At 55.6% G+C, this 25,960-nt stretch carries 24 protein-coding genes; 6 read left to right on the top strand and 18 right to left on the bottom strand.

Annotated features, from left to right (window positions below; all coding sequences use genetic code 11):
* Positions 1 to 16 precede the first annotated feature (16 nt).
* A complete protein-coding gene (locus N9C89_RS03900) occupies positions 17 to 1,033 on the top strand; it encodes a ribose-phosphate pyrophosphokinase (RefSeq protein WP_263952528.1) in 1,017 nt (338 codons plus the stop codon).
* A gap of 17 nt (positions 1,034 to 1,050) precedes the next feature.
* Here the strand turns inward: N9C89_RS03900 and N9C89_RS03895 are convergent, their stop codons facing one another.
* Positions 1,051 to 1,380 carry an H-type lectin domain-containing protein gene (locus N9C89_RS03895; RefSeq protein WP_263952527.1) on the bottom strand — a complete coding sequence of 110 codons (330 nt, stop codon included), beginning with the start codon at positions 1,378 to 1,380 and terminating at the stop codon, positions 1,051 to 1,053.
* A gap of 242 nt (positions 1,381 to 1,622) precedes the next feature.
* Here N9C89_RS03895 and N9C89_RS03890 point away from each other — a divergent pair, with 242 nt between their 5' ends.
* Positions 1,623 to 1,979, top strand: a complete 357-nt coding sequence (locus N9C89_RS03890) for a hypothetical protein (RefSeq protein WP_263952526.1) — start codon at positions 1,623 to 1,625, stop codon at positions 1,977 to 1,979.
* 126 nt (positions 1,980 to 2,105) lie between these two features.
* Here N9C89_RS03890 and N9C89_RS03885 read toward each other — a convergent pair whose 3' ends face one another.
* The 6 genes from N9C89_RS03885 to N9C89_RS03860 form a co-directional block, all read right to left on the bottom strand.
* Positions 2,106 to 2,519, bottom strand: coding sequence for a F0F1 ATP synthase subunit epsilon (locus tag N9C89_RS03885; RefSeq protein WP_263952525.1), 414 nt, complete (start codon positions 2,517 to 2,519; stop codon positions 2,106 to 2,108).
* A gap of 62 nt (positions 2,520 to 2,581) precedes the next feature.
* Positions 2,582 to 4,012 carry a F0F1 ATP synthase subunit beta gene (gene atpD / locus N9C89_RS03880; RefSeq protein ID WP_263952524.1) on the bottom strand — a complete coding sequence of 477 codons (1,431 nt, stop codon included), beginning with the start codon at positions 4,010 to 4,012 and terminating at the stop codon, positions 2,582 to 2,584.
* 17 nt (positions 4,013 to 4,029) lie between these two features.
* Positions 4,030 to 4,902 (bottom strand): F0F1 ATP synthase subunit gamma, encoded by an 873-nt coding sequence (locus N9C89_RS03875; protein WP_263952523.1) that lies wholly within the window; start codon positions 4,900 to 4,902, stop codon positions 4,030 to 4,032.
* 29 nt (positions 4,903 to 4,931) lie between these two features.
* Positions 4,932 to 6,470 (bottom strand): F0F1 ATP synthase subunit alpha, encoded by a 1,539-nt coding sequence (atpA, locus tag N9C89_RS03870; protein ID WP_263952522.1) that lies wholly within the window; start codon positions 6,468 to 6,470, stop codon positions 4,932 to 4,934.
* Positions 6,470 to 7,030, bottom strand: a complete 561-nt coding sequence (locus tag N9C89_RS03865; RefSeq protein ID WP_263952521.1) for a F0F1 ATP synthase subunit delta — start codon at positions 7,028 to 7,030, stop codon at positions 6,470 to 6,472. Before N9C89_RS03865 ends, atpA begins: the two co-directional genes overlap by 1 nt.
* A gap of 472 nt (positions 7,031 to 7,502) precedes the next feature.
* Positions 7,503 to 8,261: a class I SAM-dependent methyltransferase gene (locus N9C89_RS03860; protein WP_263952520.1), complete on the bottom strand. Its 759-nt coding sequence runs from the start codon at positions 8,259 to 8,261 to the stop codon at positions 7,503 to 7,505.
* A 68-nt stretch (positions 8,262 to 8,329) separates the two neighbouring features.
* On the opposite strand from N9C89_RS03860, the gene gloB reads away from it, so the two are divergent.
* Positions 8,330 to 9,103 (top strand): hydroxyacylglutathione hydrolase, encoded by a 774-nt coding sequence (gene gloB / locus N9C89_RS03855; RefSeq protein ID WP_263952519.1) that lies wholly within the window; start codon positions 8,330 to 8,332, stop codon positions 9,101 to 9,103.
* A 165-nt stretch (positions 9,104 to 9,268) separates the two neighbouring features.
* Positions 9,269 to 11,590 (top strand): ATP-dependent Clp protease ATP-binding subunit ClpA, encoded by a 2,322-nt coding sequence (gene clpA / locus N9C89_RS03850; protein ID WP_263952518.1) that lies wholly within the window; start codon positions 9,269 to 9,271, stop codon positions 11,588 to 11,590.
* Positions 11,591 to 11,669: 79 nt separating this feature from the next.
* On the opposite strand, the gene N9C89_RS03845 is transcribed toward clpA, so the two are convergent.
* The 3 genes from N9C89_RS03845 to N9C89_RS03835 all read right to left on the bottom strand — a co-directional run bounded on the left by N9C89_RS03845 (position 11,670) and on the right by N9C89_RS03835 (position 15,286).
* On the bottom strand, positions 11,670 to 13,481 hold the full coding sequence (locus tag N9C89_RS03845; RefSeq protein ID WP_263952517.1) for a peptidoglycan -binding protein: 1,812 nt from the start codon (positions 13,479 to 13,481) through the stop codon (positions 11,670 to 11,672).
* Position 13,482: 1 nt separating this feature from the next.
* Positions 13,483 to 14,661, bottom strand: coding sequence for a biopolymer transporter ExbB (locus N9C89_RS03840; protein ID WP_263952516.1), 1,179 nt, complete (start codon positions 14,659 to 14,661; stop codon positions 13,483 to 13,485).
* Between the two features lie 85 nt (positions 14,662 to 14,746).
* Entirely contained in the window at positions 14,747 to 15,286 is a 540-nt protein-coding gene (locus N9C89_RS03835) for a gamma-glutamylcyclotransferase (RefSeq protein WP_263952515.1), read from the bottom strand.
* A gap of 84 nt (positions 15,287 to 15,370) precedes the next feature.
* Between N9C89_RS03835 and N9C89_RS03830 the strand changes: the two genes are divergently transcribed.
* The gene (locus tag N9C89_RS03830) at positions 15,371 to 16,318 is read left to right on the top strand and encodes a DUF2125 domain-containing protein (RefSeq protein WP_263952514.1); all 948 of its coding nucleotides are present in this window, start codon (positions 15,371 to 15,373) and stop codon (positions 16,316 to 16,318) included.
* Here N9C89_RS03830 and N9C89_RS03825 read toward each other — a convergent pair.
* The 4 genes from N9C89_RS03825 to N9C89_RS03810 form a co-directional block, all read right to left on the bottom strand.
* On the bottom strand, positions 16,306 to 17,238 hold the full coding sequence (locus tag N9C89_RS03825; RefSeq protein WP_263952513.1) for an extensin family protein: 933 nt from the start codon (positions 17,236 to 17,238) through the stop codon (positions 16,306 to 16,308). The two genes, N9C89_RS03830 and N9C89_RS03825, sit on opposite strands and share 13 nt — an antisense overlap.
* Positions 17,235 to 18,179, bottom strand: a complete 945-nt coding sequence (locus N9C89_RS03820) for a prephenate/arogenate dehydrogenase family protein (RefSeq protein ID WP_263952512.1) — start codon at positions 18,177 to 18,179, stop codon at positions 17,235 to 17,237. Before N9C89_RS03820 ends, N9C89_RS03825 begins: the two co-directional genes overlap by 4 nt.
* A 2-nt stretch (positions 18,180 to 18,181) precedes the next feature.
* The gene (gene hisC / locus N9C89_RS03815) at positions 18,182 to 19,285 is read right to left on the bottom strand and encodes a histidinol-phosphate transaminase (protein ID WP_263952511.1); all 1,104 of its coding nucleotides are present in this window, start codon (positions 19,283 to 19,285) and stop codon (positions 18,182 to 18,184) included.
* Positions 19,286 to 19,413: 128 nt separating this feature from the next.
* The gene (locus N9C89_RS03810) at positions 19,414 to 20,841 is read right to left on the bottom strand and encodes an aminotransferase class V-fold PLP-dependent enzyme (RefSeq protein WP_263952510.1); all 1,428 of its coding nucleotides are present in this window, start codon (positions 20,839 to 20,841) and stop codon (positions 19,414 to 19,416) included.
* 121 nt (positions 20,842 to 20,962) lie between these two features.
* Between N9C89_RS03810 and N9C89_RS03805 the strand changes: the two genes are divergently transcribed.
* Positions 20,963 to 21,403: an Lrp/AsnC family transcriptional regulator gene (locus N9C89_RS03805; RefSeq protein WP_263952509.1), complete on the top strand. Its 441-nt coding sequence runs from the start codon at positions 20,963 to 20,965 to the stop codon at positions 21,401 to 21,403.
* A gap of 61 nt (positions 21,404 to 21,464) precedes the next feature.
* Here N9C89_RS03805 and rpsD read toward each other — a convergent pair whose 3' ends face one another.
* The 4 genes from rpsD to N9C89_RS03785 all read right to left on the bottom strand — a co-directional run bounded on the left by rpsD (position 21,465) and on the right by N9C89_RS03785 (position 25,948).
* Positions 21,465 to 22,085: a 30S ribosomal protein S4 gene (gene rpsD / locus N9C89_RS03800; RefSeq protein WP_263952508.1), complete on the bottom strand. Its 621-nt coding sequence runs from the start codon at positions 22,083 to 22,085 to the stop codon at positions 21,465 to 21,467.
* Between the two features lie 645 nt (positions 22,086 to 22,730).
* The gene (locus tag N9C89_RS03795) at positions 22,731 to 23,735 is read right to left on the bottom strand and encodes a P1 family peptidase (protein WP_263952507.1); all 1,005 of its coding nucleotides are present in this window, start codon (positions 23,733 to 23,735) and stop codon (positions 22,731 to 22,733) included.
* Positions 23,735 to 24,481, bottom strand: coding sequence for an SDR family oxidoreductase (locus N9C89_RS03790; protein ID WP_263952506.1), 747 nt, complete (start codon positions 24,479 to 24,481; stop codon positions 23,735 to 23,737). Before N9C89_RS03790 ends, N9C89_RS03795 begins: the two co-directional genes overlap by 1 nt.
* 9 nt (positions 24,482 to 24,490) lie before the next feature.
* Positions 24,491 to 25,948, bottom strand: a complete 1,458-nt coding sequence (locus N9C89_RS03785) for an aldehyde dehydrogenase family protein (protein ID WP_394358469.1) — start codon at positions 25,946 to 25,948, stop codon at positions 24,491 to 24,493.
* Positions 25,949 to 25,960 lie beyond the last annotated feature (12 nt).

The following is a 25,960-nucleotide window of genomic DNA, read 5'->3' as shown; positions in this document are numbered from 1 at the left end:
CTGGGGAACCGCTGCCATGCCCACCACAACTGCTCCCAAGCTCATTTCCGGAAACGCCAATCGCCCACTTGCCTCCGCCGTCGCGCGGCGCATGTCCCTGCATCGCGGGGTAAATGTTGGGCTTGTGGATGCCCGCGTCGAGCGCTTCAACGATCAGGAGATTTTCGTCGAAGTCTTCGAAAACGTACGCGGCGAGGATATGTTCATCATCCAGCCGACTTCGAACCCTGCAAACGATAACTTGATGGAGCTGCTGATTATCGCCGATGCGCTGCGCCGCTCCTCTGCTGCGCGTATCACAGCGGTCATCCCCTATTTCGGCTATGCCCGCCAAGACCGCCGTACAAAGGCCCGCACACCGATCTCCGCTAAGCTGGTGGCAAACCTCATCGCAAACTCTGGAATTGAGCGGGTGCTCACGCTTGATCTGCACGCAACACAGATTCAGGGCTTCTTTGATATTCCGGTAGACAACCTCTACGCCTCGCCCGTTTTCGCCCTTGATATCGAACACGAGTTCAAAGGCCGCATGGACGAAATCATGGTCGTGTCACCCGATGTTGGTGGCGTTGGCCGTGCACGCGAGCTTGCCAAGCGGATCAACGCGCCGCTCTCGATCGTTGATAAACGCCGCGAGAAGCCCGGCGAGATTGCCGAGATGACGGTGATTGGTGATGTGACAGGGAAAACCTGCATCATCGTGGACGATATGGTCGATACCGCTGGTACGCTCTGTAAGGCGGCCGAAGTGCTGATGGAAAATGGCGCAAAGGAAGTGCATTCCTATATCACCCATGGCGTTATGTCTGGCCCCGCTGTTGAGCGCGTCGAAAAGTCGGTCATGAAATCGCTTGTCATCACTGACTCAATCCAGCCAACCGATGCGGTCAAGAACACACCGAACATTCGGATCGTGCCAACGGCTCCGATGTTTGCCCAAGCCATCCTCAACACATGGAACGGTACCTCGGTTTCCTCGCTGTTTGAGGCCGAAACCCTCGGCCCGATCTACGAAGGCACCTACGCGGGTTAAACGCATTTGGGGCGTTGTCATTCGACGTCCCAATCATCCTCATTCTTAACAGGCCCAAACGCTGTCCACGTCGCGCGCATTCGCGCGACGCGCGTGTCACCCCATGTTTTGAAAACGAGCGTAAAGCCGGATTTGCCAATGTCCTCGGCAACCAACTCAGCGCGCTGGTTCGTTTCGTGATCAAAATCCCAAAGCTCCACGCTCACCTGCATGATGGGCGGCTTTAGAAACGGCTCCTCAAACGTGATTTCGCTACGGAATTCGCGATCACCAGTCCCTGTCCACATCTCTCCGTTGTGCTGAAAATCAGAGAATAGAACTGTTGTATCTTGTTGAATCCCAAGCATATGGGGCTGCATGCGCATCATAATCAATCACTCAAAAATCGGCCGTACTCGTATAGCAGCAAGGATAAACCGGAAATCATGGCAGAAATAGGGGGACCGCGGAAACGGGTACCGCGCCGTGACTTCAAAGCATCCACTGCCTAAGATTCAATTACCAGCGCTCCTAAATCCAAGTTGGGTTGATAGTACGTCTTTGCGACATTACCTTCAAAGTCCCAGCCCACCTTTCTAAGGAGCCGCCCATGAGACTTGCCTCATCACTATCCTTTGCCCTCGCAATATCCTTAGCGCTTGGCGGCGCAGATATGGCCGATGCAAATGAAAAAGGCGGAAAAGCAAAAGGTGAAAAAGTTCAGATAGACAAGCCTGGCAAGGGACCGAAAGCAATTCCTCCAGGCCAGATCAAACGCTATACCCGCGGCGCAAAGCTACCGGTCGATCTAAAATACACAGATATCGGGGACCTTTCGAAGTGGAAGCTGAAGCCCCCAGGTAAAGGCAACAGGTACATCCGCGTAGATGACGAAATCTTGGAAGTGACCGACGACGTTTCAACCGTTATCGATGCAGTGGGCATTGTTGGTGATTTGTTGAAATAACCAGCCCCACGAACTGCTACGCGGTGCGAGATCGATTGCGCGCTACAACGATACTTGTCTAACGGAAACAAAAAAAGCCCCGCGCTTGTGGCGCAGGGCTTTTGAATTTTGTTGATCCGACTGGTATCAGGCAGATTTTGTAGCAAGTCCAAGCTGTGTTGCGATCGCATTCAGATCGGCAACTTGCTTGTTCAGCGCGTCTTGGCGATCTGCAGAGATTGTCTCGCGTGCAGCCGCAAACTCGGCAAACACTTCGTCGATAACCTCTTGTGTCGCTTCGGCAACCGGCATGGCGCGTTCTGCGAGAACAGAAGTCGCTTCAGCAGAAATCTCTGCAAACCCGCCAGTTACGACGAATTCCTGAGTGCCGTCTTTGCCCACAACCTTGAGGATGCCAGGGCGCAGCGTTGTAATCAGCGGCGCGTGATCGGCCATTGCTGTGAGGTCGCCTTCGGCTCCGGGGATTTGCACCTCGGTGGCCTGAAACGACGCAAGGCTGCGCTCGGGGGATACCAGATCAAACTGCAGTGTATCAGCCATATTGGCCTCCTTCAGCGGCGCTACTCTGGCTCGGAAACCCGAACCAGAGCAGACCCGTTAGATTAAGCAGCGTCAGCAGCCATTTTCTCGGCTTTGGCGATCACTTCGTCGATGCCGCCAACCATGTAGAAGGCGCCTTCTGGGAGGTGATCGTATTCACCGGCAACAACGGCTTTGAACGATGCGATTGTTTCTTCGAGCGGAACCTGAACACCGTCAGAGCCTGTGAAGACTTTCGCAACGTCGAACGGCTGGCTGAGGAAACGCTGGATTTTCCGTGCGCGAGCAACGGTCAGCTTATCTTCCTCGGAAAGTTCGTCCATGCCGAGAATCGCGATGATGTCCTGAAGCGACTTGTAGCGCTGGAGGATACCTTGGATGTCACGGGCAACGTTGTAGTGCTCTTCACCAAGAACCGCAGGGTCCATCAGGCGCGATGAGGAGTCGAGTGGGTCCACCGCAGGGTAGATACCAAGCTCCGAGATCGCACGCGACAGAACGGTTGTCGCATCGAGGTGCGCAAACGATGTCGCTGGCGCAGGGTCGGTAAGGTCATCCGCAGGGACGTAAACCGCTTGAACCGATGTAATCGAACCGGCTTTGGTCGATGTAATCCGCTCCTGCAGCGCACCCATGTCTGTCGCCAGTGTAGGCTGGTAGCCCACAGCCGAAGGAATACGGCCAAGAAGCGCAGACACCTCGGAACCCGCCTGTGTAAAGCGGAAGATGTTGTCAACGAAGAACAGAACGTCAGAACCAGTCTCGTCGCGGAACTGCTCGGCCAGTGTCAGACCGGAGAGAGCAACACGCATACGCGCACCGGGAGGCTCGTTCATCTGACCGTAAACCAGCGCAATTTTCGACTCGTCGAGGTTATCAGGAACGATAACGCCGGATTCGATCATCTCGTGGTAAAGGTCGTTACCTTCACGTGTACGCTCGCCAACACCCGCAAACACGGAGAGGCCAGAGTGCACTTTGGCGATGTTGTTGATGAGTTCCATGATGAGAACTGTTTTACCAACACCCGCACCACCGAAGAGACCAATCTTACCACCCTTTGTATATGGGGCGAGAAGGTCGATCACCTTAATGCCTGTCACGAGGATTTCAGAAGCAGTGGACTGCTCGGCGAAATCTGGTGCTGGCTGGTGGATCGCACGTTTTGTATCTGTTTTCACAGGGCCCTGCTCGTCAACCGGATCGCCGGTAACGTTGAGGATACGGCCAAGTGTACCTGTTCCCACGGGAACAGAGATCGGCTCGCCACGGTCCACAACTTCAGCGCCACGAACGAGGCCTTCGGTCCCGTCCATCGCAATTGTGCGGACTGTGTTCTCGCCAAGGTGCTGTGCAACCTCAAGGACGAGAGCCTTGCCATTATTGTCAGTTTCGAGAGCGTTCAAAATCTCAGGCAGCTCGCCTTCGAATTTAACGTCTACAACGGCGCCAATCACCTGAGTGATTTTACCGGTAGCTTTCGCTTTTGCCATTTTGTTTCTCCGGTCCTTTAGAGCGCTTCAGCGCCCGAAATGATTTCGATAAGCTCGTTGGTGATCACGGCCTGACGCGAGCGGTTGAACTCGATTGTCAGTGCGTCGATCATATCGCCAGCGTTCCGTGTCGCGTTGTCCATCGCAGTCATACGAGCGCCTTGCTCGGATGCGCCGTTCTCTAGGAGAGCAGCAAAAATCTGTGTGGCAACACCACGCGGCAGAAGGTCCGCAAGGATGCCCTCTTCGCTTGGCTCATAGTCATAGAGCGTTGATGCTTCGTCGGCCGTATCTTCAAACGAGGCCGGGATCACCTGTTGTGCGGTTGGCACTTGGCTGATCACGCTTTCGAAGCGGTTGTAGAAAATCGTCGCAACGTCGAACTCGCCTTCGTTGAAGCGGTGCAGGACATCGTGGGCGATCTTGTGCGCGTCATTATAGCCAATGCGCTTTACATCAGAGAGATCGACGTGATCGATCATGTTCTCTGCGTATTCGCGCTTGAGCTGTTCGCGCCCTTTCTTGCCAACCGTGATGATTTTCACGGTTTTGCCTTTACCGATCAACTCCTGCGCGTGAACCCGCGCTTGTTTGACGATCGACGAGTTGAAACCACCACAGAGACCCCGCTCAGACGTCATAACCACCAAGAGGTGAGTCTGATCTGAACCAGTTCCTGTGAGAAGTTTCGGACCGGAATTCGAGCCACCAGAGGCCGCCGCCAGACCACCCAACACAGAGTTCATACGCTCTGCATAGGGACGTCCGGCTTCTGCAGCATCTTGCGCGCGGCGAAGCTTCGCCGCGGCAACCATCTGCATGGCCTTGGTGATCTTACGTGTCGATTTGACACTCTCGATCCGGTTTTTTAGGTCCTTCAGGTTTGGCATGTATCCAATCCTATCCTAAGAAACGGTTACTAGGCGAAATCTGCGGCGTACTCATCCAGAGCAGCGGAGATCTTGTCGGCGGCTTCCCCTTTGATTTTGGGGTCTTCGTCGGTGATCCACTGCAACAGATCCGCATGTTTCGCGCGGAGGTGGTTGAGAAGGCCCGCTTCGAAACGACCAACCGCTTTTACGTCGATCTTGTCGAGGTAACCGTTTGTACCCGCAAAGATCACACAAACGATTTCGGCGTTTGTAAGCGGCGAGTACTGTGGCTGTTTCATCAACTCGGTCAGACGAGCACCACGGTTCAGAAGCGCCTGTGTAGAGGCGTCGAGGTCAGAACCGAACTGCGCGAAGGCGGCCATTTCGCGATACTGAGCAAGCTCAAGTTTCACAGGACCGGCAACAGACTTCATAGAGTTTGTTTGCGCCGAGGAGCCCACACGAGACACCGACAGACCAGTGTTAACCGCAGGACGGATACCTTGGTGGAAGAGTTCAGTTTCGAGGAAGATCTGACCGTCGGTGATCGAGATCACGTTGGTCGGAATAAACGCAGAAACGTCACCACCTTGGGTTTCGATGATCGGCAGCGCTGTGAGCGAGCCGGAACCGTTCTCTTCGTTCAGCTTGGAGGAGCGCTCCAGCAGACGGGAGTGAAGGTAGAAAACGTCACCAGGATAAGCTTCACGTCCAGGAGGACGACGAAGAAGCAGGGACATCTGGCGATAGGACACCGCTTGCTTGGAAAGATCATCGTAAATGATCAGAGCGTGGCGGCCGTTGTCACGGAAGTGCTCGGCCATCGCAGTCGCAGCGTAAGGTGCGAGGAACTGCATTGGCGCAGGATCGGAAGCTGTCGCAGCAACAACGATCGAATACTCAATCGCGCCGGTTTCTTCGAGCTTCTTAACGAGCTGAGCAACAGTCGAACGCTTTTGGCCAACCGCAACGTAAACACAGTACAGCTTCTTGTTCTCGTCGTCGCCAGCAGCTTCGTTGTAAGACTTCTGGTTGAGGATCGCGTCAAGAGCAACGGCAGTTTTACCTGTCTGACGGTCACCAATGATAAGCTCACGCTGGCCACGGCCAATCGGGATCATCGCGTCAACAGATTTGAGGCCTGTCGCCATCGGTTCGTGAACCGATTTACGCGGGATAATGCCCGGTGCTTTGGAGTCCGCAATGGCGCGGTTCTTTGTTTTGATCGGGCCTTTGCCGTCGATCGGGTTACCAAGACCGTCAACAACGCGGCCAAGGAGTTCGTCACCAGCAGGAACGTCCACGATCGAGTTGGTGCGCTTAACTGTGTCACCTTCTTTAATGTCGCGGTCGGAACCGAAGATAACAACACCAACGTTGTCTGCTTCGAGGTTCAGCGCCATACCGGCGATACCGCCGGGGAACTCAACCATTTCACCGGCTTGAACGTTATCAAGTCCGTGAACACGGGCGATACCATCGCCTACGCTCAATACACGGCCAACTTCGGCCACTTCGGCCTCTTGGCCAAAGTTTTTGATCTGGTCCTTAAGGATCGCAGAAATCTCGGCTGCTTGGATACCCATTATCCGACCTCTTTCATTGCGTTCTGGAGGTTATTGAGCTTGGAGGCGATCGACGTATCGATCATCTTCGAGCCCACCTTAACAATAAGGCCGCCGATGAGGGATTCATCAACGACCACATTCACGATGACATCTTTGCCGACGGACGCTTTGAGCGTCTTGGCGAGCGCGTCAGACTGAGCTTTGGTCAGCTTCTTAGCTGCCGTAACCTCAGCAGTCACTTCCCCCTTCTCGTCAGCGAGCTGCTCGCGCAGCGCCTGTACGAATTGGGGCAGCACGAAAAGACGACGCTTTTCGGCCATCAATCCCAGCGTGTTGGACACGATGGGAGAAAGTTTCATTTTCTTGGCAATGGCTGTGATTGCGGCGCTTTGCTCATCGCGTGTGTACACAGGCGAATTGATCAAATCTGCAAAATCAGCACTTTCAGCAAGTGCGCCCTCAAGCGCATCAATGTCGGCCTCAAGAGCCTTCAGTTTCTTGCCTTCTTTGGCCAGATCAAACACGGCCGTGGCATAGCGCACGGCAATGCCCAAGGAGATCGAAGCTGGTTCGGACACGTCCACCCTTCCGCTTGTCAGTGCCCCTTCCGTATACTGCGGTATGCAGATCATCTTGGGGCAGCCTAAGTCACACATGTTTGCACATGTGCCTAAAATCGGCTGTGATGTAACAGAGCCTTTGCCACGTCGCAACACTCTATAGCGTCTAATGAGGCATCATTTTTCCCCACGGCACCCTGATTTGTATGAACCGCGACTATTAGCCTCGGCTAACCCCTCTTTTTATGGGCCTTTTTCGCCGCCACACCCCTTTCGCACGCCCAAGCGCCAGCAGATTTTCCTTTGCGCCAAACCGACGCATCTTGCGAATTCACCGCGGAGTTTGCTGATTTCGCCCCGCCGTGAGTGGTTTTAAGGCGCTGAACCGCTCTAAAGCCGAATCCTCTCGCCTTTTGATTGCGCTCGGCGCGGAGCGAAAACGCCGATCTCGTCGTATCGACCCGAGCAAATTGGAATCAGGAAATACCGCTCAAGTCGGGTTTTGTGCGGTTTTGCCTTCCGGAGCGACCATCCCTTCGAGAACGCCAAGCGGTTTGCGGATCGCTTCGGGCAAACCCGGGCGCGTTGGGGCATGAATTTGTTTGCTGGCCTCAACCATCAAAACACCACCCGCAAGATATGGCGAAACCTTGCGGCCCGCCTTTTCCCACATCGGTGCAGCCCGTCGCCAGAACCGTTTGCTTGATGGCGGCGAGAACAGCGCTGCGCTGTGACGTTCCGGAAGAAAGGCGTGTTGCTTAAGTTGGGTCTCTAACTGCGCAAGTGAATACGGGCGCCCATAACCAAAGGGCGTTTTATCACTCCGCGACCAAAGCCCTGCTCGGTTCGGCACGACGAAAAGCGCCCGTCCGCCCGGCCCGAGCACGCGCAGGCATTCATCTAACAAGGCCGTAGGGTGCTCGCTTGTTTCAAGACCGTGGAGCAAAACCAACTTATCAACCGACCCGGTATCGAGCGGGAGATTCACCTCTTCCGACAAGACCGAGACATTCTTTTGCCCAGCAGGCCACGGCATAACGCCCTGTGGCCCCGGCATAAGCGCCACAATCCTACGCGCATCTTCCAGATAGGGCCGCAGCAAAGGTACGGCAAAACCATACCCAGCCACTGTCTGGCCTTTGGCTTCGGGCCAATACTCAACAAGCTGATCACGCACAGCCTTTTGCGCGGCTCGCCCAAGCGCGCTGCGGTAGTAAAAAGATTTCAGGTCGCGCACATCAAGGTGCATTGGCTTTCCCCTTGGAATAGCGAGCCAAATCAGCAAAACTCAAAGCAACCATACCAAAGCAAAGCCAAATGACCATGCCCCTTGAACTCAAGACGATCCCCTGCCTTCAGGACAACTACGCATATCTGATCCACAACTCCCAAACCAAAGAGACCGCTCTCATTGACGCGCCCGAAGCCGCGCCTATCAACGCGGTGCTTGCGGAAAACGACTGGCACTTGACCGATGTGTTTTTGACACATCACCATTGGGACCACGTAGACGCCCTTGGCGACATCAACGGCGCTTCAAATGCCCGCATTATTGGCGCCAAGGCCGACGCGCATCGCCTTCCGGACCTTGACCTCGCGGTTTCCGAAGGCGACCCGCTGACACTTTGCGGTGAAAAGGCCCAGATTTTTGACGTGTCGGGCCATACGATCGGCCACCTCGCGCTCTACCTTCCTCAGTCAGCTTATGTCTTTACAGCAGACAGTCTTATGGCGATGGGTTGCGGCCGCCTGTTTGAAGGCTCTCCGGAGATGATGCTTAAATCTATGGAAAAACTGAAAAAACTTCCGCCAGAAACGCTGGTTTGCTCGGGCCATGAGTACACAACGACCAACCTGAATTGGGCTTTGACGGTGGAGCCGTCTAACGCAAACCTCGTCAATCGCGCTGCCGAAACCAAAGCTCTCCGCGCAGAAAACAAACCTTCGGTTCCATCTCTTCTGTCGGAAGAATTGGCAACGAATCCCTTCTTAAGATGTGGCAGCCCCGACATCCGAAAGACGCTCGGAATGGAAAACGCCGACGATCTTGCCGTCTTTACCGAGCTCCGCGAGCGGCGGAATAACGTTTAAGTGAAAAAAGGCGCTCTATTATTAGGAGTGCGGTAACGAAAAAGTGCAAAACTCAAGAATAATTGCAATGATTTGGTGTTTCCTCTTGAAGACTGCGCCAGAAAGCCGAACTCTATAAGAACGGGCGCACGCCTGCGTCCGCAATTCCTAAGAAAGGAAAGTGGAATGCCATCATTTTCCAACACGCTCGAAGCCGCGATCCACAACGCCCTCGGTTTGGCGAACGCGCGCAAACATGAACTTGCCACGCTGGAACACCTCCTGCTTGCCCTAATCGACGAGCCGGATGCCGCTCAGGTTATGCGCGCCTGCAGCGTTGATCTGGATGCGCTTCGCGCTGCGCTTGAAGATTTCATCGACGATGATCTCTCCTCGCTCGAAACCACGATTGAAGGTTCCGAAGCCGTCCCAACGGCCGCATTCCAACGCGTCATCCAACGTGCCGCGATCCATGTTCAATCCTCCGGCCGCACAGAAGTGACCGGCGCAAACGTTCTTGTCGCAATATTTGCGGAGCGTGAATCCAACGCCGCTTATTTCCTTCAGGAACAAGACATGACCCGCTACGACGCGGTCAACTACATCGCCCACGGTGTGGCCAAAGACCCTGCTTTTGGCGAATCTCGTCCCGTCACCGGTACAACCGATGTAGAGGAAGAGGCCACCATCACTGATGAGGGCGATGCCAAAGAGAGCGCACTTGCGAAATACTGTGTTGATCTGAACGTCAAAGCCGCAAAGGGCGATGTTGACCCACTCATCGGCCGCAGCCACGAGGTTGAGCGCTGCATTCAGGTGCTTTGCCGTCGTCGCAAGAACAACCCGCTGCTTGTTGGCGACCCCGGTGTTGGTAAAACTGCCATTGCCGAAGGGCTGGCCTACAAGATCATTAATGGCGAAACGCCCGAGGTTTTGTCCAAAGCCACGATCTACTCGCTCGATATGGGTGCGCTTCTGGCTGGCACACGGTATCGCGGTGATTTCGAGGAGCGCCTCAAAGCCGTGATGACCGAAATGGAAAGCCACGACGACGCGATCCTCTTCATCGACGAAATCCATACGGTAATCGGCGCTGGTGCAACTTCCGGTGGCGCAATGGACGCGAGCAACCTGCTTAAACCCGCCCTCCAAGGCGGCAAACTGCGCTGCATGGGCTCAACCACTTATAAAGAGTTCCGCCAGCACTTCGAAAAAGACCGCGCCCTATCGCGCCGCTTCCAAAAGATCGACGTGAACGAACCTGCGGTTGAGGATGCAGTTAAGATTCTCAAGGGGCTCAAGCCATATTTCGAAGAGCATCACGATATCCGCTATACCAACGACGCGATTAAAACCGCCGTTGAGCTTTCGGCGCGCTATATCACAGACCGTAAGCTGCCGGACAAAGCGATTGACGTGATCGACGAAGCTGGCGCGGCGCAACATCTCTTGCCAGAGAGCCGCCGTCGCAAAACTATCGGCGTTAAGGAAATCGAAACCGTCATTTCCAAAATTGCTCGCATTCCGGCGAAGAACGTCTCCAAGGACGATGCCGAAGTGCTGCGCGATCTGGAGAAAACGCTCAAACGCGTTGTGTTCGGACAGGATACGGCCATCGAAACACTGGCCTCCGCTATCAAATTGGCCCGTGCCGGCCTTCGCGAACCCGAAAAACCCATCGGGAATTACCTCTTCGCAGGGCCAACCGGCGTCGGGAAAACCGAGGTGGCCAACCAGCTCGCCGATTCCCTCGGTGTGGAGCTTTTGCGGTTTGATATGTCCGAATATATGGAGAAACACGCTGTCTCTCGCCTGATCGGCGCGCCTCCGGGTTACGTCGGTTTTGATCAGGGCGGTATGCTCACGGATGGCGTTGACCAGCACCCGCATTGTGTGTTGCTCCTTGACGAGATCGAGAAAGCGCATCCGGATGTGTACAACATTCTGTTGCAGGTGATGGACCACGGCAAGCTAACCGATCACAACGGCCGCACTGTGGATTTCCGCAATGTGATCCTCATCATGACCTCCAATGCTGGCGCGAGCGAACAGGCCAAAGCGGCCATCGGCTTCGGACGTGACCGTCGTGAGGGCGAGGACACCGCCGCCATCGAGCGTACGTTCACGCCGGAGTTCCGCAACCGTCTTGATGCGGTTGTGAGCTTTGCGCCACTCGGCAAAGAGGTGATCTTGCAAGTGGTCGAGAAGTTCGTGCTCCAACTCGAAGCGCAATTGCTAGACCGCAATGTCTCCATTGAGCTGACCCGCCCTGCGGCGGAATGGCTTGCTGACAAAGGCTATGATGACAAGATGGGCGCCCGCCCACTTGGCCGCGTCATTCAGGAAAACATCAAAAAGCCTCTGGCCGAAGAACTGCTCTTTGGCAAGCTCGCGAAAGGTGGTTTGGTGAAGGTCGGCGTGAAAGACGGCAAACTTGATCTCAAGATCGAAAAGCCGGGAACCCCGCGCCTGTCCTCGAAAAAACCACCACTGTTGACTGCGGATTAAACAGAAGCAGCCGATATGAATAAAGAAGCCCCCGCGAACATCTCGCGGGGGCTTTTTCGTCTCAGCGCCATGAGGGCATCTATTTCTCGGTAAATTTCAACTCAATCCGCCGGTTCTGCGCGCGCGCTTCCGGCGTATCCGCTGGGTTCACAGGCTGGTATTCCCCAAAGCCGTTTGCCGCCAAACGATCCGGCGGTATGCCCAACGCGTCAACCATATAACGCACAACAGAAAGAGCGCGCCCCTGCGACAACTCCCAGTTATCGCGATACTTGCCGGTGCTGACCAAAGGAATGTTATCCGTATGGCCATCCACGCGGATCACCCAATCGATCTCTGGTGGAATTTGGTCGGCCACGGACTTAAGGATCGCCGCAACTTTAGCCACCTCGCCCTTCCCTTCTTCGGACAGCTCCACCGCGCCAAGCGCGAACAGCACTTCGGAAGAAAACACAAAGCGATCCCCTTCAATCCGAACGCCTTCTTGCGTTCCGAGCAGGTCGCGCAGGCGCCCGAAAAACTCAGAGCGATACCTAGCGAGGTCTTGTGTTTGATCCCGCAGCGCTTGGGCTTCCAGCTCGAGCCTACGGCGCTCTGCTTCTTCTAGGGCACGGCGCTTTTTCTCTTCGGATGCAACGCGGGCAAGCGCAGTATTCAACCGAGAGCCAAGTGCCTGAATTTGAACCTCGGCAGCAGCATCTTTGGCATCAGCCTCATCCAGCATCGCTTGCAGCGATCCAAGCTGGATGCGCAGTTCAGAAACCTGCTCATTCAACAATGCCACCTGCCGCAAACTTTCTGCGGATTTAGCTTCTTCCTCGGCAAGGCGATCGTTGGCAACCGCCAGCAGAGCGCGTTGCTTTTCGACTTCGCTCATTGCGCTTTCTGCTTCGTTTGCGCGGTCTGCCTGAGCAAGCTCCGCGGCAGCGAGCAAAGTCAGCGTATCTTCCGCCTCTTTGCGTTTGGCCTCTAGCGCGAGTGTCATCGCCGTAAGTTCGGTATCCGCCTCGGCAAGTTTCTGGCGAAGCGCTTCTGCGGCGGCGGCTTCGGCCAGTTTCTCTTTCTCAAGTTCGGTCAAGGCACCTTCTGTATCTGCCAATCGCGCGCGAAGCGCTTCAGCAGCGGCCTTCTCGGCCAGACGTTCCGCCTCAAGCGCTTCAATTTGTTCTTGCGAGTCGGAAGTTTCGGCTTCGAGCGCTTGATACTGCTGTTGCGCCTCATCAAGCTGCGCAGCGAGAGCGGCGAGCGATGTTTCCTGACTTTCGCTTTCTTGCTGCAAATCGGCGATCAGTGCTTCGAGCGCTTCTCGTTTGGCCGCTGCCAACCGCGCCTCTTCAACACTTGCGTCTATCTCTTCACGGGCACTGGCAAGAGCAAGCTGCAATGCTTCCTTCTCATCAATCAGTCTGGCGTTTGCAGCTTCGGCCTCGGTAAGCGTCGTGGCAAGATCATCGCCGCGTGCAATCGCATCATCCCGCTGTGACAAGAGCGTAGCCACTTGTGATTCAAAGCTTGTGATAGCGGCGCGTTGTTGGGCAAGTTCATCTGCTTGCTGTTCAGTCTGCGCGGTCAGGCTGGCGATCAATCGCGCCTGTACGTCGGCCTCATCCGCGGCATCCTGCAACCCCGCGGTTAAACGGCCAACTTCATCGCGCAGGGCCGCGCTGTTTTCCTTCTCTAGCCCGAGAGCGTCAGCGAGGCTCATCACCTGTGAGCTTAGTTCATCAAGCTGCGTTTCTTGCCCTGTGATTGTCTCTCTTAGGACAGATTGCACGACCATAAAGATCGTCAATACAAACATCAGAACCAGCAAAAGCGCCGTCATCGCATCAACAAAACCGGGCCAGATTGACCCTTGGAACCTTTGACCTGTGCGCCGACTAAGAGCCATGTCAGCCCTGCGGATCTGTTTGGGTTGCTTGGCGGATGATGTTGGTTAGCCCTGCGATATCCGTGCGCAGATCGGTGATCGATTCCTGACGACCCGCCGAAATCTCTTCGAGAATCCGAAGGAGTTGCACGTCGATAGACCGCAGCCGCATCCGGCTCTCCGCATCGACATTGCCTGTGTCCGCTGCGCCAGCACGGCTCTGGAGCGTTTCAATCAAACGTTCCTGCCCTTCGGCGACGCGTTGCAACGCAGTCGTTTCCGGCCCTTGGCTTATGGTCTGAGTTAGGTTTTCAACTGCAAGAACGAGGTTGCCAAGCCGCTCATCCACCATCGAACGCGATACATCCGACTGTGTGAACATGGTTTGCATCGCTTCCATCTGCTCGGCCATATGGTCAAGCACCGCCACCATCTGGCCGGATTCGCTATGCCCTTCACTTTCGCCAGAGGAAAAGCCGAGACGCGTAATCGTGGAGAGCCACTCTTCCAACTCGCGGTAAAAACGGTTCTGACCATGGCCCGCAAAAAGCTCCAAAAGGCCAACAACCAGCGAGCCGGCAAGCCCCAAGAGCGAGCTGGAGAAGGCCGTTCCCATACCGCCAAGCTGCGCCTCAAGGCCAGCCATCAGCTTCTCGAATACCGCGACGCCGGTTTCGCCTTCTTGGGGCGCTAGTGATCGGATGGTTTCAACAACAGCCGGAACAGTTGTGGCGAGGCCGTAGAAAGTTCCGAGAAGGCCAAGGAAAATCAGCAAGTTAACGATATAACGCGTGATATCCCGCGCCTCATCAATCCGCGTCGCGACCGAATCCAGAATCGAACTGGCCGAGGAGGAACTGATCTGCATCCGCGCCCCGCGTGATCGCAGGAGGGCAGCCAGAGGAGCCAAAAGACGCGGTGCGGTAACAAGCTCGTGGCCGATGCGGTTGGACGCAAAGCCAACGATCCAGTTCACCGAACTAAAGAGCTGTAACACTTGCCAGAAACAGGCGAGCACCCCAAAAACAAACACAAGGCAAATAAAGCCATTAAGCCAAATATTGGCCACAAACAACGGCAAAATCCGCGGTAGGGCAACCCAAGCCCCCGCAGCCAAAAGCCCCAGCACGATAAGCATGATCGTAATCTGGCGGATAGGTTTTGAAAATTCGGGCTCGGCCTCGCGTTCCGCAAAGTCCATTTTGGACATCCTGGCGCTGTTTTTGTTGTGGGTAACATAGGCCGATGGGACAGCTAAGCCAATGTTTAAATGCGAGAAGCGCGCCTTAGGAGAGAATTTTTCGGGTGTATTCGCGGAGGCGGATCAGTTCGGGGTCTTCAATCCCCAATTCGCGCAAATGGGAGGTCGTGTTTTCGAGGTAATCCACGTTCGGGCCAAAGGTACCTTCGGCACGCGCGATGATCTCGGCCTGCTCCTCGAGCGAGAGGCGGCCACAGTATTGATCGTGTTCAGGATTCATCACGAATGTCACGGCCATAACCTGCCGCCCATCCTCGAGATCAAGCGGCAGCGTGGCCTCGTTATAGGCATAGGAAATCAGTTCGCGTTCGCGCAGGTACTCGAGCGTTTGATCAGCCTGTTCGGGGGCAATTTCAAAGCCGATCCCATCGCAATGGGCGCCCTCTTCCCGATCAAGCGCGAGGACAAGACCTGGCTGCTCTGCCGTGCCACGATAGTGGATCGACCGCATGCAAAAACTGCGCCGATACCCAGACAGCCGCGCGATTTGTTTCGAGCGGAACTCAAACCCCGGCCGCCAAATCAGCGATCCATACCCGAAAACCCACAGTGGCGTGTCTGTCATTTGACTGGTCCTTTCCTGACCCTCTCTATAAACAACAGGGGCGCAGCGATGGAAAGGTTAGAGATGCGGTTTTTGGTGGGGTTGGTGATAGCACTATTTGTGTTGTGGGGCGGATATTGGTTTGTCGGTTCCTCGGCGGTAGAAAGCAACGCCGCCAAGCTGATCGAGCAGGCGCGCGAAGACGGCGCGACATTTGAATATTCCAACCTCAATACGCGCGGCTTCCCAAGCCGATTTGACACAACGATCGAGAATATTGACGCCGCCACGCCTGACCAGCGGATTGCGTGGAAAGCGCCATTCTTCCAGCTTTTCGCCCTTAGCTATCGCCCAAACCACCTCATCGCGGTTTGGCCGAACGAGCAGGAGTTTAGGTTTGACGGAACGACCTACAACATAGGCACCGAGCGGTTGCGCGCGAGCCTTGTTGTCGAGGCCAATAAGAGCCTCGCGCTTGACCGCTTCCAGTTGTCAGGTGAGAGCGTAAAGATCGCAAGCGACGCGCAAGGAGACCTTACGGCTGCAAGTGTTTCGCTTGCGTCCGAACAGGTTCAAGACAGTTTTGACCACCACATCGGTCTGCGCCTTAACGGCGTTGATCTAAGAGCGCCAAACCAAGCGCCTCTGGCGATTCAGGAAATATTCGCTGACGCCACGCTCGGGTTTGACGCGCCGATTTCCTATGCCACGCAAGTAAACCCAACCTCGCTTACTCTGCACAAAGCGGAGCTAGAGATGGGTACAAGCCTGCTGCGGTTTGAGGGAGACCTCACCCTGGATTCCCTCGGCTATGCCGACGGCACTCTCTTGATCACCGCGCAAAACTGGCAACCGCTCTATGATGAAGCAAAAGCGCGCGGGCTGCTTGATCCGGAATTCGAAGAGCCACTGCGCGATATCCTGACAAATCTTGCCAGCACAGAGAGCCCCGAAACAGATTTCACAGCTCCTCTGACCGTAACGCAGGGTACGATCAAGTTTGGCTTTGTCACACTTGGGTATCTACCGCCGCTCCAGCTCTATTTGCAGTAGGGACCACTTCGGTAGCTCGCGGTGTCAAAGTGGAAATGATCGCGGTGATACCGGTCTGAGTTGGGGCCAAGTACGGTGCCAAAGGGGCCACAGGCTTCGCGATGCATCGCGCGCAGGAGCTTGCCCTGTGCCTTGGAGTTCCAGCCTTTCAACACAGCTATTTCAACCCCGTTGTTAAGCGTAATACCCGAGACGTCCACGGCCTTGCCCTTGCCATGCTCCGAAATTTTCGCGCCCTTCTTGTTGTTGCGCGTACGGCAAGCATAGTGCGCAACGACATTAATACGTTTCACGCCACCGCCAAGCCGCCCGATAGTTGGAACCACTCCGTCCGCCACCCAAGTATTCAACGCCTTGGCCGTGTTACAATCCATGAGCGCAGGACGCGAGAGCGCCACTCCTGCTACAGAGGTCACACGCACGGGGTTACCAACGCCACAGCCCCTAATCCGCCCCGGGATTGCCGAAACTTTTTGCCCTCGGATTTGGCGCACGCCACAGATCGAGCCCTTTTTGCTCGTCGGGATCGGCTCAGGGACTTTAACGGCAGCAGTCTTGGCTATTTCTGCGGGCGCGCCGCCGCTTAATGCACGGGGTACATTTGCTGGCCGAGGCAAAGGGCGCAGCGAGAGGCGCACAGCTTGTTGCGATGTCACCAGCTTAACGGGGACACTCGCCGCTGGAACTGGGGCCGCCGCTGCGATTTTCACGTATGGCTTGCCCCCGTGCGAAACTGGGCGCGGTGCGGGGCGTATCTTGGCGTTATAATAGACAGGAACGAGTGAAACCCGCTGAATCGGTTCGGGTTGGGTCCTTACATCGATCGGTCGCGCAACCGGTAAAAGCGATGTTTGCGGCGCGTTGGCCTGCACCTCAGCCCCGAGACAGAGCGCAAGGGCTATGGTGCAAAGGCGGATCATGTGGCGTCTTTCTTGATCCGCCCGAAATCAGGCGCATCGGTATCCTGCCCCGCCTCGATGATACCGCGACGAATTGCACGGGTGCGGGTGAAATAGTCTTGAAGATGCTCGCCATCACCGGTTCGGATCGCACGTTGCAGCGCAAAAAGCTCCTCCGTGAAGCGACCCAGAATTTCGAGTGTCGCCTCTTTGTTGGTCAGGAACACATCGCGCCACATCGTCGGATCACTCGCGGCAATACGGGTGAAATCACGAAAGCCCGCAGCCGAGTATTTGATAACTTCGCTGTCCGTTACGCGCCGGAGATCATCAGCAACACCAACCATTGTATAAGCGATGAGGTGCGGCGCGTGGCTCGTGACGGCAAGCACCAAATCATGATGGTCTGCTTCCATTTCCTCGACGTTGGACCCCATCCCTTCCCAAAGCGCACGTAGCCGCGCGACTTCCGCAGGGTCGCTCCCCTCGACAGGGACCAAAAGGCACCAACGATTATCAAACAATTCAGCAAACCCAGAGCGCGGACCGGAATGCTCCGTTCCTGCAAGCGGATGACCGGGAACAAAATGAACACCGTCGGGGATATGCGGGCCAACAGCCTCGATCACAGACTTCTTGACCGAGCCAACATCCGTTACCGTCGCGCCTTTCTTAAGTGCTGGTGCTATCTCCCGCGCAACACTTTCCATCGCGCCAACAGGTACACACAGAACCACAAGATCCGCATCTTCACAGGCTTCAATCGCCGTATCACATACCCGATCGCACAACCCTATTTCCCGCGCTGTCTCGCGGGTTTCGGTGCTACGAGCATAGCCTGTTACTTCGTTTGCCAATCCGCCACGCTTGATCGCCCAATACATGGACGATGCAATCAATCCCAAGCCTATAAGGGCGACGCGATTGTAAATCGGGGCCTGTACGGGGGTATCGGTGGTCATGTTTACTCTTTTCCAGGCGTCTTTTGCGCCCCTTTGAATTGGGCAACCGCATGGGCCACGCGGCGGCAAGAGGCTTCATCACCCACCGTAATCCGCAAACAGTTCGGCAAACCATAAGAGCCAACCTTGCGTACGATCAGGCCTTCGTTGGCGAGGAACTCATTGCAAGCATCTGCTTCGGTTTCATCGGCAAGACGCGCCAGAACAAAGTTTGCGGTTGAGGTGTCTGATGGAACCCCAAGCTCAGCCAGTGCTTCTGCGAGCCATGCGCGGTTTTTCGTGTTGTCCGCGCGGCATTTTTCTACGAAGTCGGTGTCGCGCACGGCGGCTTCTGCGGCTGCAATTGCCGCTGACGAAAGGTTGAACGGCCCGCGAATTCGATTGAGAACGTCGATGATATGCTGTGGTCCATACCCCCAGCCAACACGCAATCCGCCAAGCCCGTAAATCTTTGAAAACGTCCGCGTCATAACAACATTGTCGCGCGCCTCGACCAAAGACGCGCCGCCATCATACCCCTCAACATATTCCGCATAGGCCCCGTCAATCACGAGGATAGCCTGTGGTGGCAAACCTTCGGCAAGGCGCGCAAGGTCGCTTTGACCGATCATCGTGCCTGTTGGGTTGTTTGGATTTGCAAGGAACACCAGCTTGGTTTTGCCAGTACAGGCGGCCAAAATCGCATCTACATCCGCAACACGCTCGCGCTCTTTCACTTTAACAGGCGTCGCGCCTGCGGCATGAGCGCCGATGGGGTACATCAGAAACCCGTGCTCGGTATAGACCACCTCATCGCCTGCTCCGGCGTAAGCCTGACAAAGAAATGCGATGATCTCGTCCGACCCCGCCCCGCAGATGATCCGCGATGCATTAAGCCCGTTTACCTCGGCAATGGCCGCGCGCAGTTCAGCGTGATCAGAGGACGGATAGCGGTGGAGCTCATGAACAGCGCGGGAAAAGGCCTCTTTTGCTGCTTCGGATGCGCCAAACGGGTTCTCGTTGGAGGACAGCTTGACGGTATTGCTCACCCCATCAATTTTGGACTTCCCCCCCTCATAGAGGGCGATTTCCAAAATTCCCGGTTGAGGTCTGATCTCTGCGCTCATGAACGGCTCTCCTTGTTAGGGCCGTTTTAGCGAGGCTTACCAATCAAATCCACACGCAAAAGCACGCAGGGAGCCTTCCTGCACAGTTTGGGCAAGCTTTGCGCCACGCCGTGGCGAGGAAGTCACGTTCAGGCGGCAGTTTGCCGTGGTGCAAAACGCGCCGTTTTCGGACAGGCAGTATAGTTTTCTGCCTCGATATGCGCGGTTTCCGCAAGGTTCAGCACCGACGAAATGATGTGATCTACAGTCTCGTCCGTCATCAAATAGCTAAAGTTGAGTCGCACCCATCCCGGCTTGCGCAGCTCCGCTCCCGCTTGAAGATCAGCAAAGAGCTCGTCAGACTCCTCTTGCGACAACTCCAGAAGGCGATGCGCATAGGGCCCCGCACATGCACATCCGCCACGCGTTTGAATGCCCGTCAGATCAGAGAGCATCCGCGTAAACAATTGCTGATGCACAGGGGCTCCATTCACATCGGTGATCATCAAGCTAAAGATCGGCAAGCGATGAGCAGTATCGTGGCCGAGCACTTGAATTTGAGGGTGAGCCTGAAAGGCTGCCATGGCGCGCTCGGCAAACGCCGCTTCCCGCGCCGCAATCCGCTCTTCGCCAATGGCATCCTTAACCATGAAAGCAAGCGCCGCACGAATATCCCCAATGACGTTCGGCGTTCCGCTTTCTTCGCGTACAGCAAGATTATCGGAGTACGTATGCCCCCATGGTGACACAAAGCTAACGGTGCCGCCCCCCGGCAAACATGGCTTTTCTCTTTGTGTCGCAGAGTTCCGCACAATCATGACACCAGTTGCGCCCGGACCACCCGGAAATTTATGGGGCGAAGTTACAACAGCGTCTTTTGCCGTGTCTCCCCGCCCCATATCGATCGGGATATACGGGCCACCCCCCGCAAAATCCCAGACCGCCAAGGCTCCGTGAGTTTTCAACAGCCTGGTGGTTTCGTCCTGATTGCTCAGAATTCCGGTAACGTTCGACGCTGCCGAAAACGCTCCGATTTTCACGTCGCAATCGCGATGGTCCTCAAGCGCGGTTTCAAGCGCCTCAAGGTCGATCCCGCCGCCTTTGGCCTCGGGAATTTCAATGACTTCCGCTTTGCTTTCACGCCAAGGAAGAATGTTGGAATGATGCTCGTATGGCCCGATAAACACGACAGGCTTAACCGCTTCATTAACACCCAGAAGTGCCACCAAACGGTTTAAGCCCGCTGTCGCCCCTGCCCCCGTGAAGATCACCGAGCAATCGTCATCCGCGCCAACCAAACGAGCGATCTCTGCCCGTGCGTCCTCGCGCAGTCGGGTCATATATCCGCCGCAAAACGACGCTTGTGTGTGGGTATTGGCGTAATAGGGCAGAACCTGTGAGGCGACAAACTCCTCGACCTGTTTCAGAGCGCGACCAGAGGCAACATAATCTGCATAAATAAGTGGTACATCGCCTTTTGAACCAGGGATCATCATTCCCTCACCAATTAGCCCGGCACGAAAAAATGCGAGCGGGTCAGAAACAGTGATATCGGAGCGAAATTGGGTCAGTGACATGGGTATTCCTTTGCGTTGCGCATAGATTGCCCCAAAATTCTGAAAAATTTGACCCAAAGTTCATTGCAAAACTACCATTTTCGTTGTCAAATAATGCATGAAGTCAGAAAACTTAGATCAAATGGACAGAAAAATCCTTGCGGAACTGCAAAAGGATTCGTCCCTCTCGCAACGCGCTTTGGCCGAACGGGTCAACCTATCGCAAAACGCCTGCTGGCGGCGCCTTCAAGCAATGACAGAGGCCGGCGTGCTCAATGGTTCCACCGCGCGGATTGATCGTCGAAAGCTTGGTCTGTCACTCGTGGTTTTCGTGATGCTCAAAACGCGGCACCACTCCGCGCAATGGCTCAAGGATTTTCGAAGCCACGTGCTGACCATTCCGGAGGTGGTGGATTTTCACCGCATCGGCGGTGACTATGACTATCAGCTTAAGGTCGTGACCGAGTCGATGGACAGCTATGACAAAGTTTACCAGCGCCTGATCGAGGGCGTCGATTTGGACAGCGTCACCAGCTATTTCGCAATGGAAAGCATTGCTGAGGGGCGACCGTTACCACTTTAGCCGCAAACAAAAAGGGCCGCCAAATGGCAGCCCTTCTGTAATTCCAATGGTGCGGCGAAGATTAGTTCTTCGCGTAGAATTCCACCACGAGGTTTGGTTCCATCATAACTGGGTATGGAACGTCGCCGAGCGAAGGTGTGCGCACGAATGTGGCTTTCATCTTGCTGTGGTCGGCTTCAACGTAGTCAGGAACGTCACGCTCTGCGAGTTGTGTCGCTTCGATCAGAACTGCGAGCTGCTTGGAGCGCTCACGTACTTCGATCACGTCACCCTCTTTAACGCGGTAGGACGGAATGTTTACGCGCTTGCCGTTCACCAGAACGTGGCCATGGTTCACGAATTGACGTGCAGCAAATACTGTTGGCACGAATTTCGCGCGGTATACAACAGCGTCAAGACGGCGCTCAAGCAGACCAATGAGGTTTTCACCAGTATCGCCTTTTACACGCTCGGCTTCGCCATAGATGCGGCGGAACTGCTTCTCTGTCAGGTCACCATAGTAACCTTTGAGTTTTTGCTTAGCGCGGAGCTGAGTACCGAAGTCGGACAGTTTACCCTTACGGCGCTGACCGTGCTGGCCTGGGCCATATTCACGACGGTTTACTGGAGACTTTGGGCGGCCCCAGATGTTTTCGCCCATGCGGCGATCGATTTTATGCTTGGCAGACGTACGCTTAGTCACGGCTGGATCCTTTCAGGTTTCCCACACCGAGGTGCAGGCTATGAAAGGTGCTTTCCTTTCCCGCCGGAGAACTCCATTGGGCGACAGACATCCCCTCGCGGGGGTCACAAACACCAAAAAACAAGTATCCCGGCCAACAAAGACCGGGAACGGGTGGCTTATATAACGCTGTAAGGGAGAGTCAACGCCTCAAAACAAGGATTATCGCGTAAAATCAGCGGAAACCTGCAAGGAGGAGAATTGAAATGGCGCCGGTGAGCGCGGAGTCTGTGAATGGGCGAATTATTCTTATTACCGCCGAAGGCCTGCCGGACCTTCCCATTCATGTTGTAGAAACGCCTGCGCATCTGCTCGATTGCGCTGCATCACTGTCCCGACGCTCATATCGCGCCCACCGTATCGCAATCCATTTTCGCGGCTTTTCACCGTCTGGTTTTGGTTGCGGCCAATTTTGTAAACACGCGTTATAACCGCGCTTTTTTAAAGAAGCCTGTATGCCTGCTCTTTTTGTTCTTATCGAATCGATAGCACGCTGCGAATCACTTTGGGAAGCAAAAAATGCAGGTGATTCGAAATAAAATTTGCTGACGATTCGACGAAGGGACTCTTAAGAGCTTCAGACGCGTTCACGGTGCTGGAATACCGCTATGATTTTTGTGAGTCTTTCCAACAGGGTAAGACATCTCCCGCCTTCGGGCTTGCGTGATACACACCACGCGCGATTGCGCGCGCAAGGCAATGCGCCGCAGCAGCTCCGATCTGCAGCATATCCTTGTCCGGCTCGTCCATTTCGCGTTTGCCTGTGGCGGCCGCAAAAACCAGATCACCATCAAACGGCGTGTGCGCCGGAACAATCGCCCGTGCCATACCGTCCTGCGCAGCTGTCGCGACCCGCTTGGCCTGTGCCTTGTTGAGCTTGGCGTCCGTCGCAACAATCGCAATCGTCGTGTTGCTGCGCTCGTTGATCCCTGGCGCTTTAAGGCTATGCGGCGGCAAGCAAAGCCCCGCACGCGGGTCCGGTCCGAGGCCGCCGAATTCTCCGTCCATCTCAAATGGCGCCGCCCAGAAATGCCGTTCACCAGGAGTGTTGACGGAGCCAATAGGGTTACACGCCACCAAAGCGCCAACCGTAATGCCGGAATTCAACACAAACGAAGCGGAACCAAGTCCGCCCTTCAGAAACCCAGTAAGCGCGCCGGTTCCTGCGCCGACAGAACCAAGATCAAAGTCCTCGCTTGCATCTGCGAGAGCGGCCTCGCCAAGCGCGGGATAGGGATTGTCCGCCCAGCCCTTGTCACCACCATTCAGCAAATCAAACAGGATCGCTGCGGGCACAATCGGAACAGTTACATCGCCAACGGCAAATCCCCGCCCCTGCGCGCGCAATCCATTCACCACTCCCGATGCCGCATCCAACCCGAAAGCAGACCCGCCCGACAACACGAGCGCATCCACTGCACCCACGTGTTTATCTGGTGCCAGCAAATCGGTTTCTCGCGTTCCGGGCGCACCGCCCATTACATCAACCGATGCCACGAAAGGCGCATCACTGATCAAAACCGTCGTGCCGGATTTCAACGCATCATCCTGCGCATTGCCGACATAAATTCCCGGCACATCAGTAATCAGGTTTTTTGCGCCCACCTTCATCAGATACACCGCCCGCCATCAACTTCCATGGCGACGCCAGTGATCATGCTGGCTTCATCCGAACAGAGAAACGCCGCTGCCGCCCCCATGTCTTCAGGCGTGGAAAAACGGCCAAGCGGGATCGTCGAGAGGAACTTTGCCCGCACCTCTGGTGTGTCTTCGCCCATGAAGGATTTAAGAAGTGGTGTTTCGCCCGCCACTGGGTTGATCGCATTCACCCGAACGCCAAGCGGCGCAAGCTCAACTGCCATCGCCTTGGTCGCGGTGATCATCCAACCTTTCGATGCATTGTACCACGAGAGCCGTGGCCGCGGGCTCACGCCAGCAGTCGAGGCGACGTTGAGAATTGCGCCCTGCCCCCGCTCTTTCATGTGCGGAACGATGTATTTCGCCGTGAGGAACACCGATTTGGCGTTTACGGCCAACACGCGGTCAAACTCTTCCTCGCTCACCTCTTCCATTGCCATAGGCAAATGCGTGATACCCGCGTTGTTCACAAGGATATCAAGCGCGCCAAATTCGGCAATCGCCGCCTTTGCGAGCGCTTCAACATCCGTTACTTTCGCCATATTCGCTTCAAAGCTCACAGCGGCATCGCCCAGCTCTTGCGCCATCTCTTTGGCTGCATCACCGTTGATATCAACAATCATGACTCGTGCGCCTTCGGCTATGAATTTGCGCGCAATCCCCGCACCAAAGCCAGAAGCGCCACCGGTGACAATCGCCGTTTTTCCGTTCAGTTTCATGATCCATTCCTATCCGTGATATGCCGCGACTGTCTTGAGCGTGGTGAAGCCATAGAGCGCCTCAAACCCCTTCTCCCGACCGTGGCCTGATTTGCCAATGCCGCCAAACGGAAGCTCTACGCCACCGCCAGCGCCATAGTTGTTGAGGAATACCTGCCCAGAACGGATCGCCTTGGCGAGCCGCATTTGCCGCGCGCCGTTTTGGCTCCAGATCGAAGCAACAAGGCCGTATTCCGTACCGTTTGCGATGCGGATCGCCTCCTCTTCGTCATCAAACGGGATAACAACCTGCACAGGGCCGAAAATCTCGTCCTGCGCCAAAGTGTGATCAGCGGGAACATTTGCAAACAGGGTCGGCGGAACGAAATATCCCCCCTCCGGTGCACCGGCGACAACTTCGCCTTGCGCAGCGGTTTCAAGGTCCGCACCCTTAGCAAGGAAACCTTCGACAATTTCTTTTTGCCGCGCGGAAATGAGTGGCCCAACATCGAGATCATCAGTAGAGGCCCCCACTTTGAGCGCACGATATTTCTCGGCCATGCGCGACACGACCTCGTCATAAACGCCGCGCTGCACGAGGATGCGCGACGAAGCCGAACATGTTTGGCCCGCGTTCTGAATTCCTGCATTCACGAGGAACGGCAGCGCGGCATCAAGGTCCGCATCGTCAAACACAAGCTGCGGAGATTTGCCGCCAAGTTCAAGCGTAACAGGAACGACATTCTGCGCGGCGGTTGACTGGATCAGCTGCCCCACGCCAACAGAGCCTGTGAAGCTGATGTGGTGGATACCGCTGTGCGCAGAAAGTGCAGCGCCCGCTTCGGCCCCAAGGCCCGGAACCACATTCAATACGCCATCAGGCAGCCCCACTTCACGCGCAAGATCAGCAAAGGCCAGCGCGGTCAGGCAGGCTTCTTCGGCTGGTTTCAGAACAGCAGTGTTGCCCGCTGCGAGAGCCGCTCCGACAGAGCGGCCAATGATCTGCATTGGGTAGTTCCACGGAACAATATGCCCCGTCACGCCGTGCGGCTCGCGCAGGGTATAAACGGTGTAGCCATCAAGATAAGGCAGCGTTTCGCCATGCAGCTTGTCTGCTGCGCCGCCATAAAATTCAAGATACCGCGCCATGGCAATCGCATCAGCGCGCGCTTGCTTCAATGGCTTGCCCACATCGAGCGCCTCAAGCTGCGCGAGTTCGTCAACGCGTGTCAGGACCAATCGTCCGAGCTTGGCCAGAAGCCGTCCGCGCTCTGCGGCAGGGGTATGGTTCCAACCTCCGTCAAACGCCGCATGGGCAGCGTCAACCGCTGTATCGATATCCGCTGCATTCCCGCGCGCAATTTGGCACAACTCGCTTCCGTCTGAGGGATTTTTGAGCGAGAGCGTTTCTCCGCCAGATGGTTTTACCCATTGGCCGTTAATGAAACACTTATCGGTTTCGAACCACAAAATATCTGTCAGGCTCATAACATCGCTCCT

The sequence above is a fragment of the Halocynthiibacter sp. SDUM655004 genome (assembly GCF_026015885.1).
In the GTDB taxonomy this organism is placed as follows: Bacteria; Pseudomonadota; Alphaproteobacteria; order Rhodobacterales; family Rhodobacteraceae; genus Falsihalocynthiibacter; species Falsihalocynthiibacter halioticoli.
This window is presented reverse-complemented; position numbering and strand designations above follow the sequence as displayed.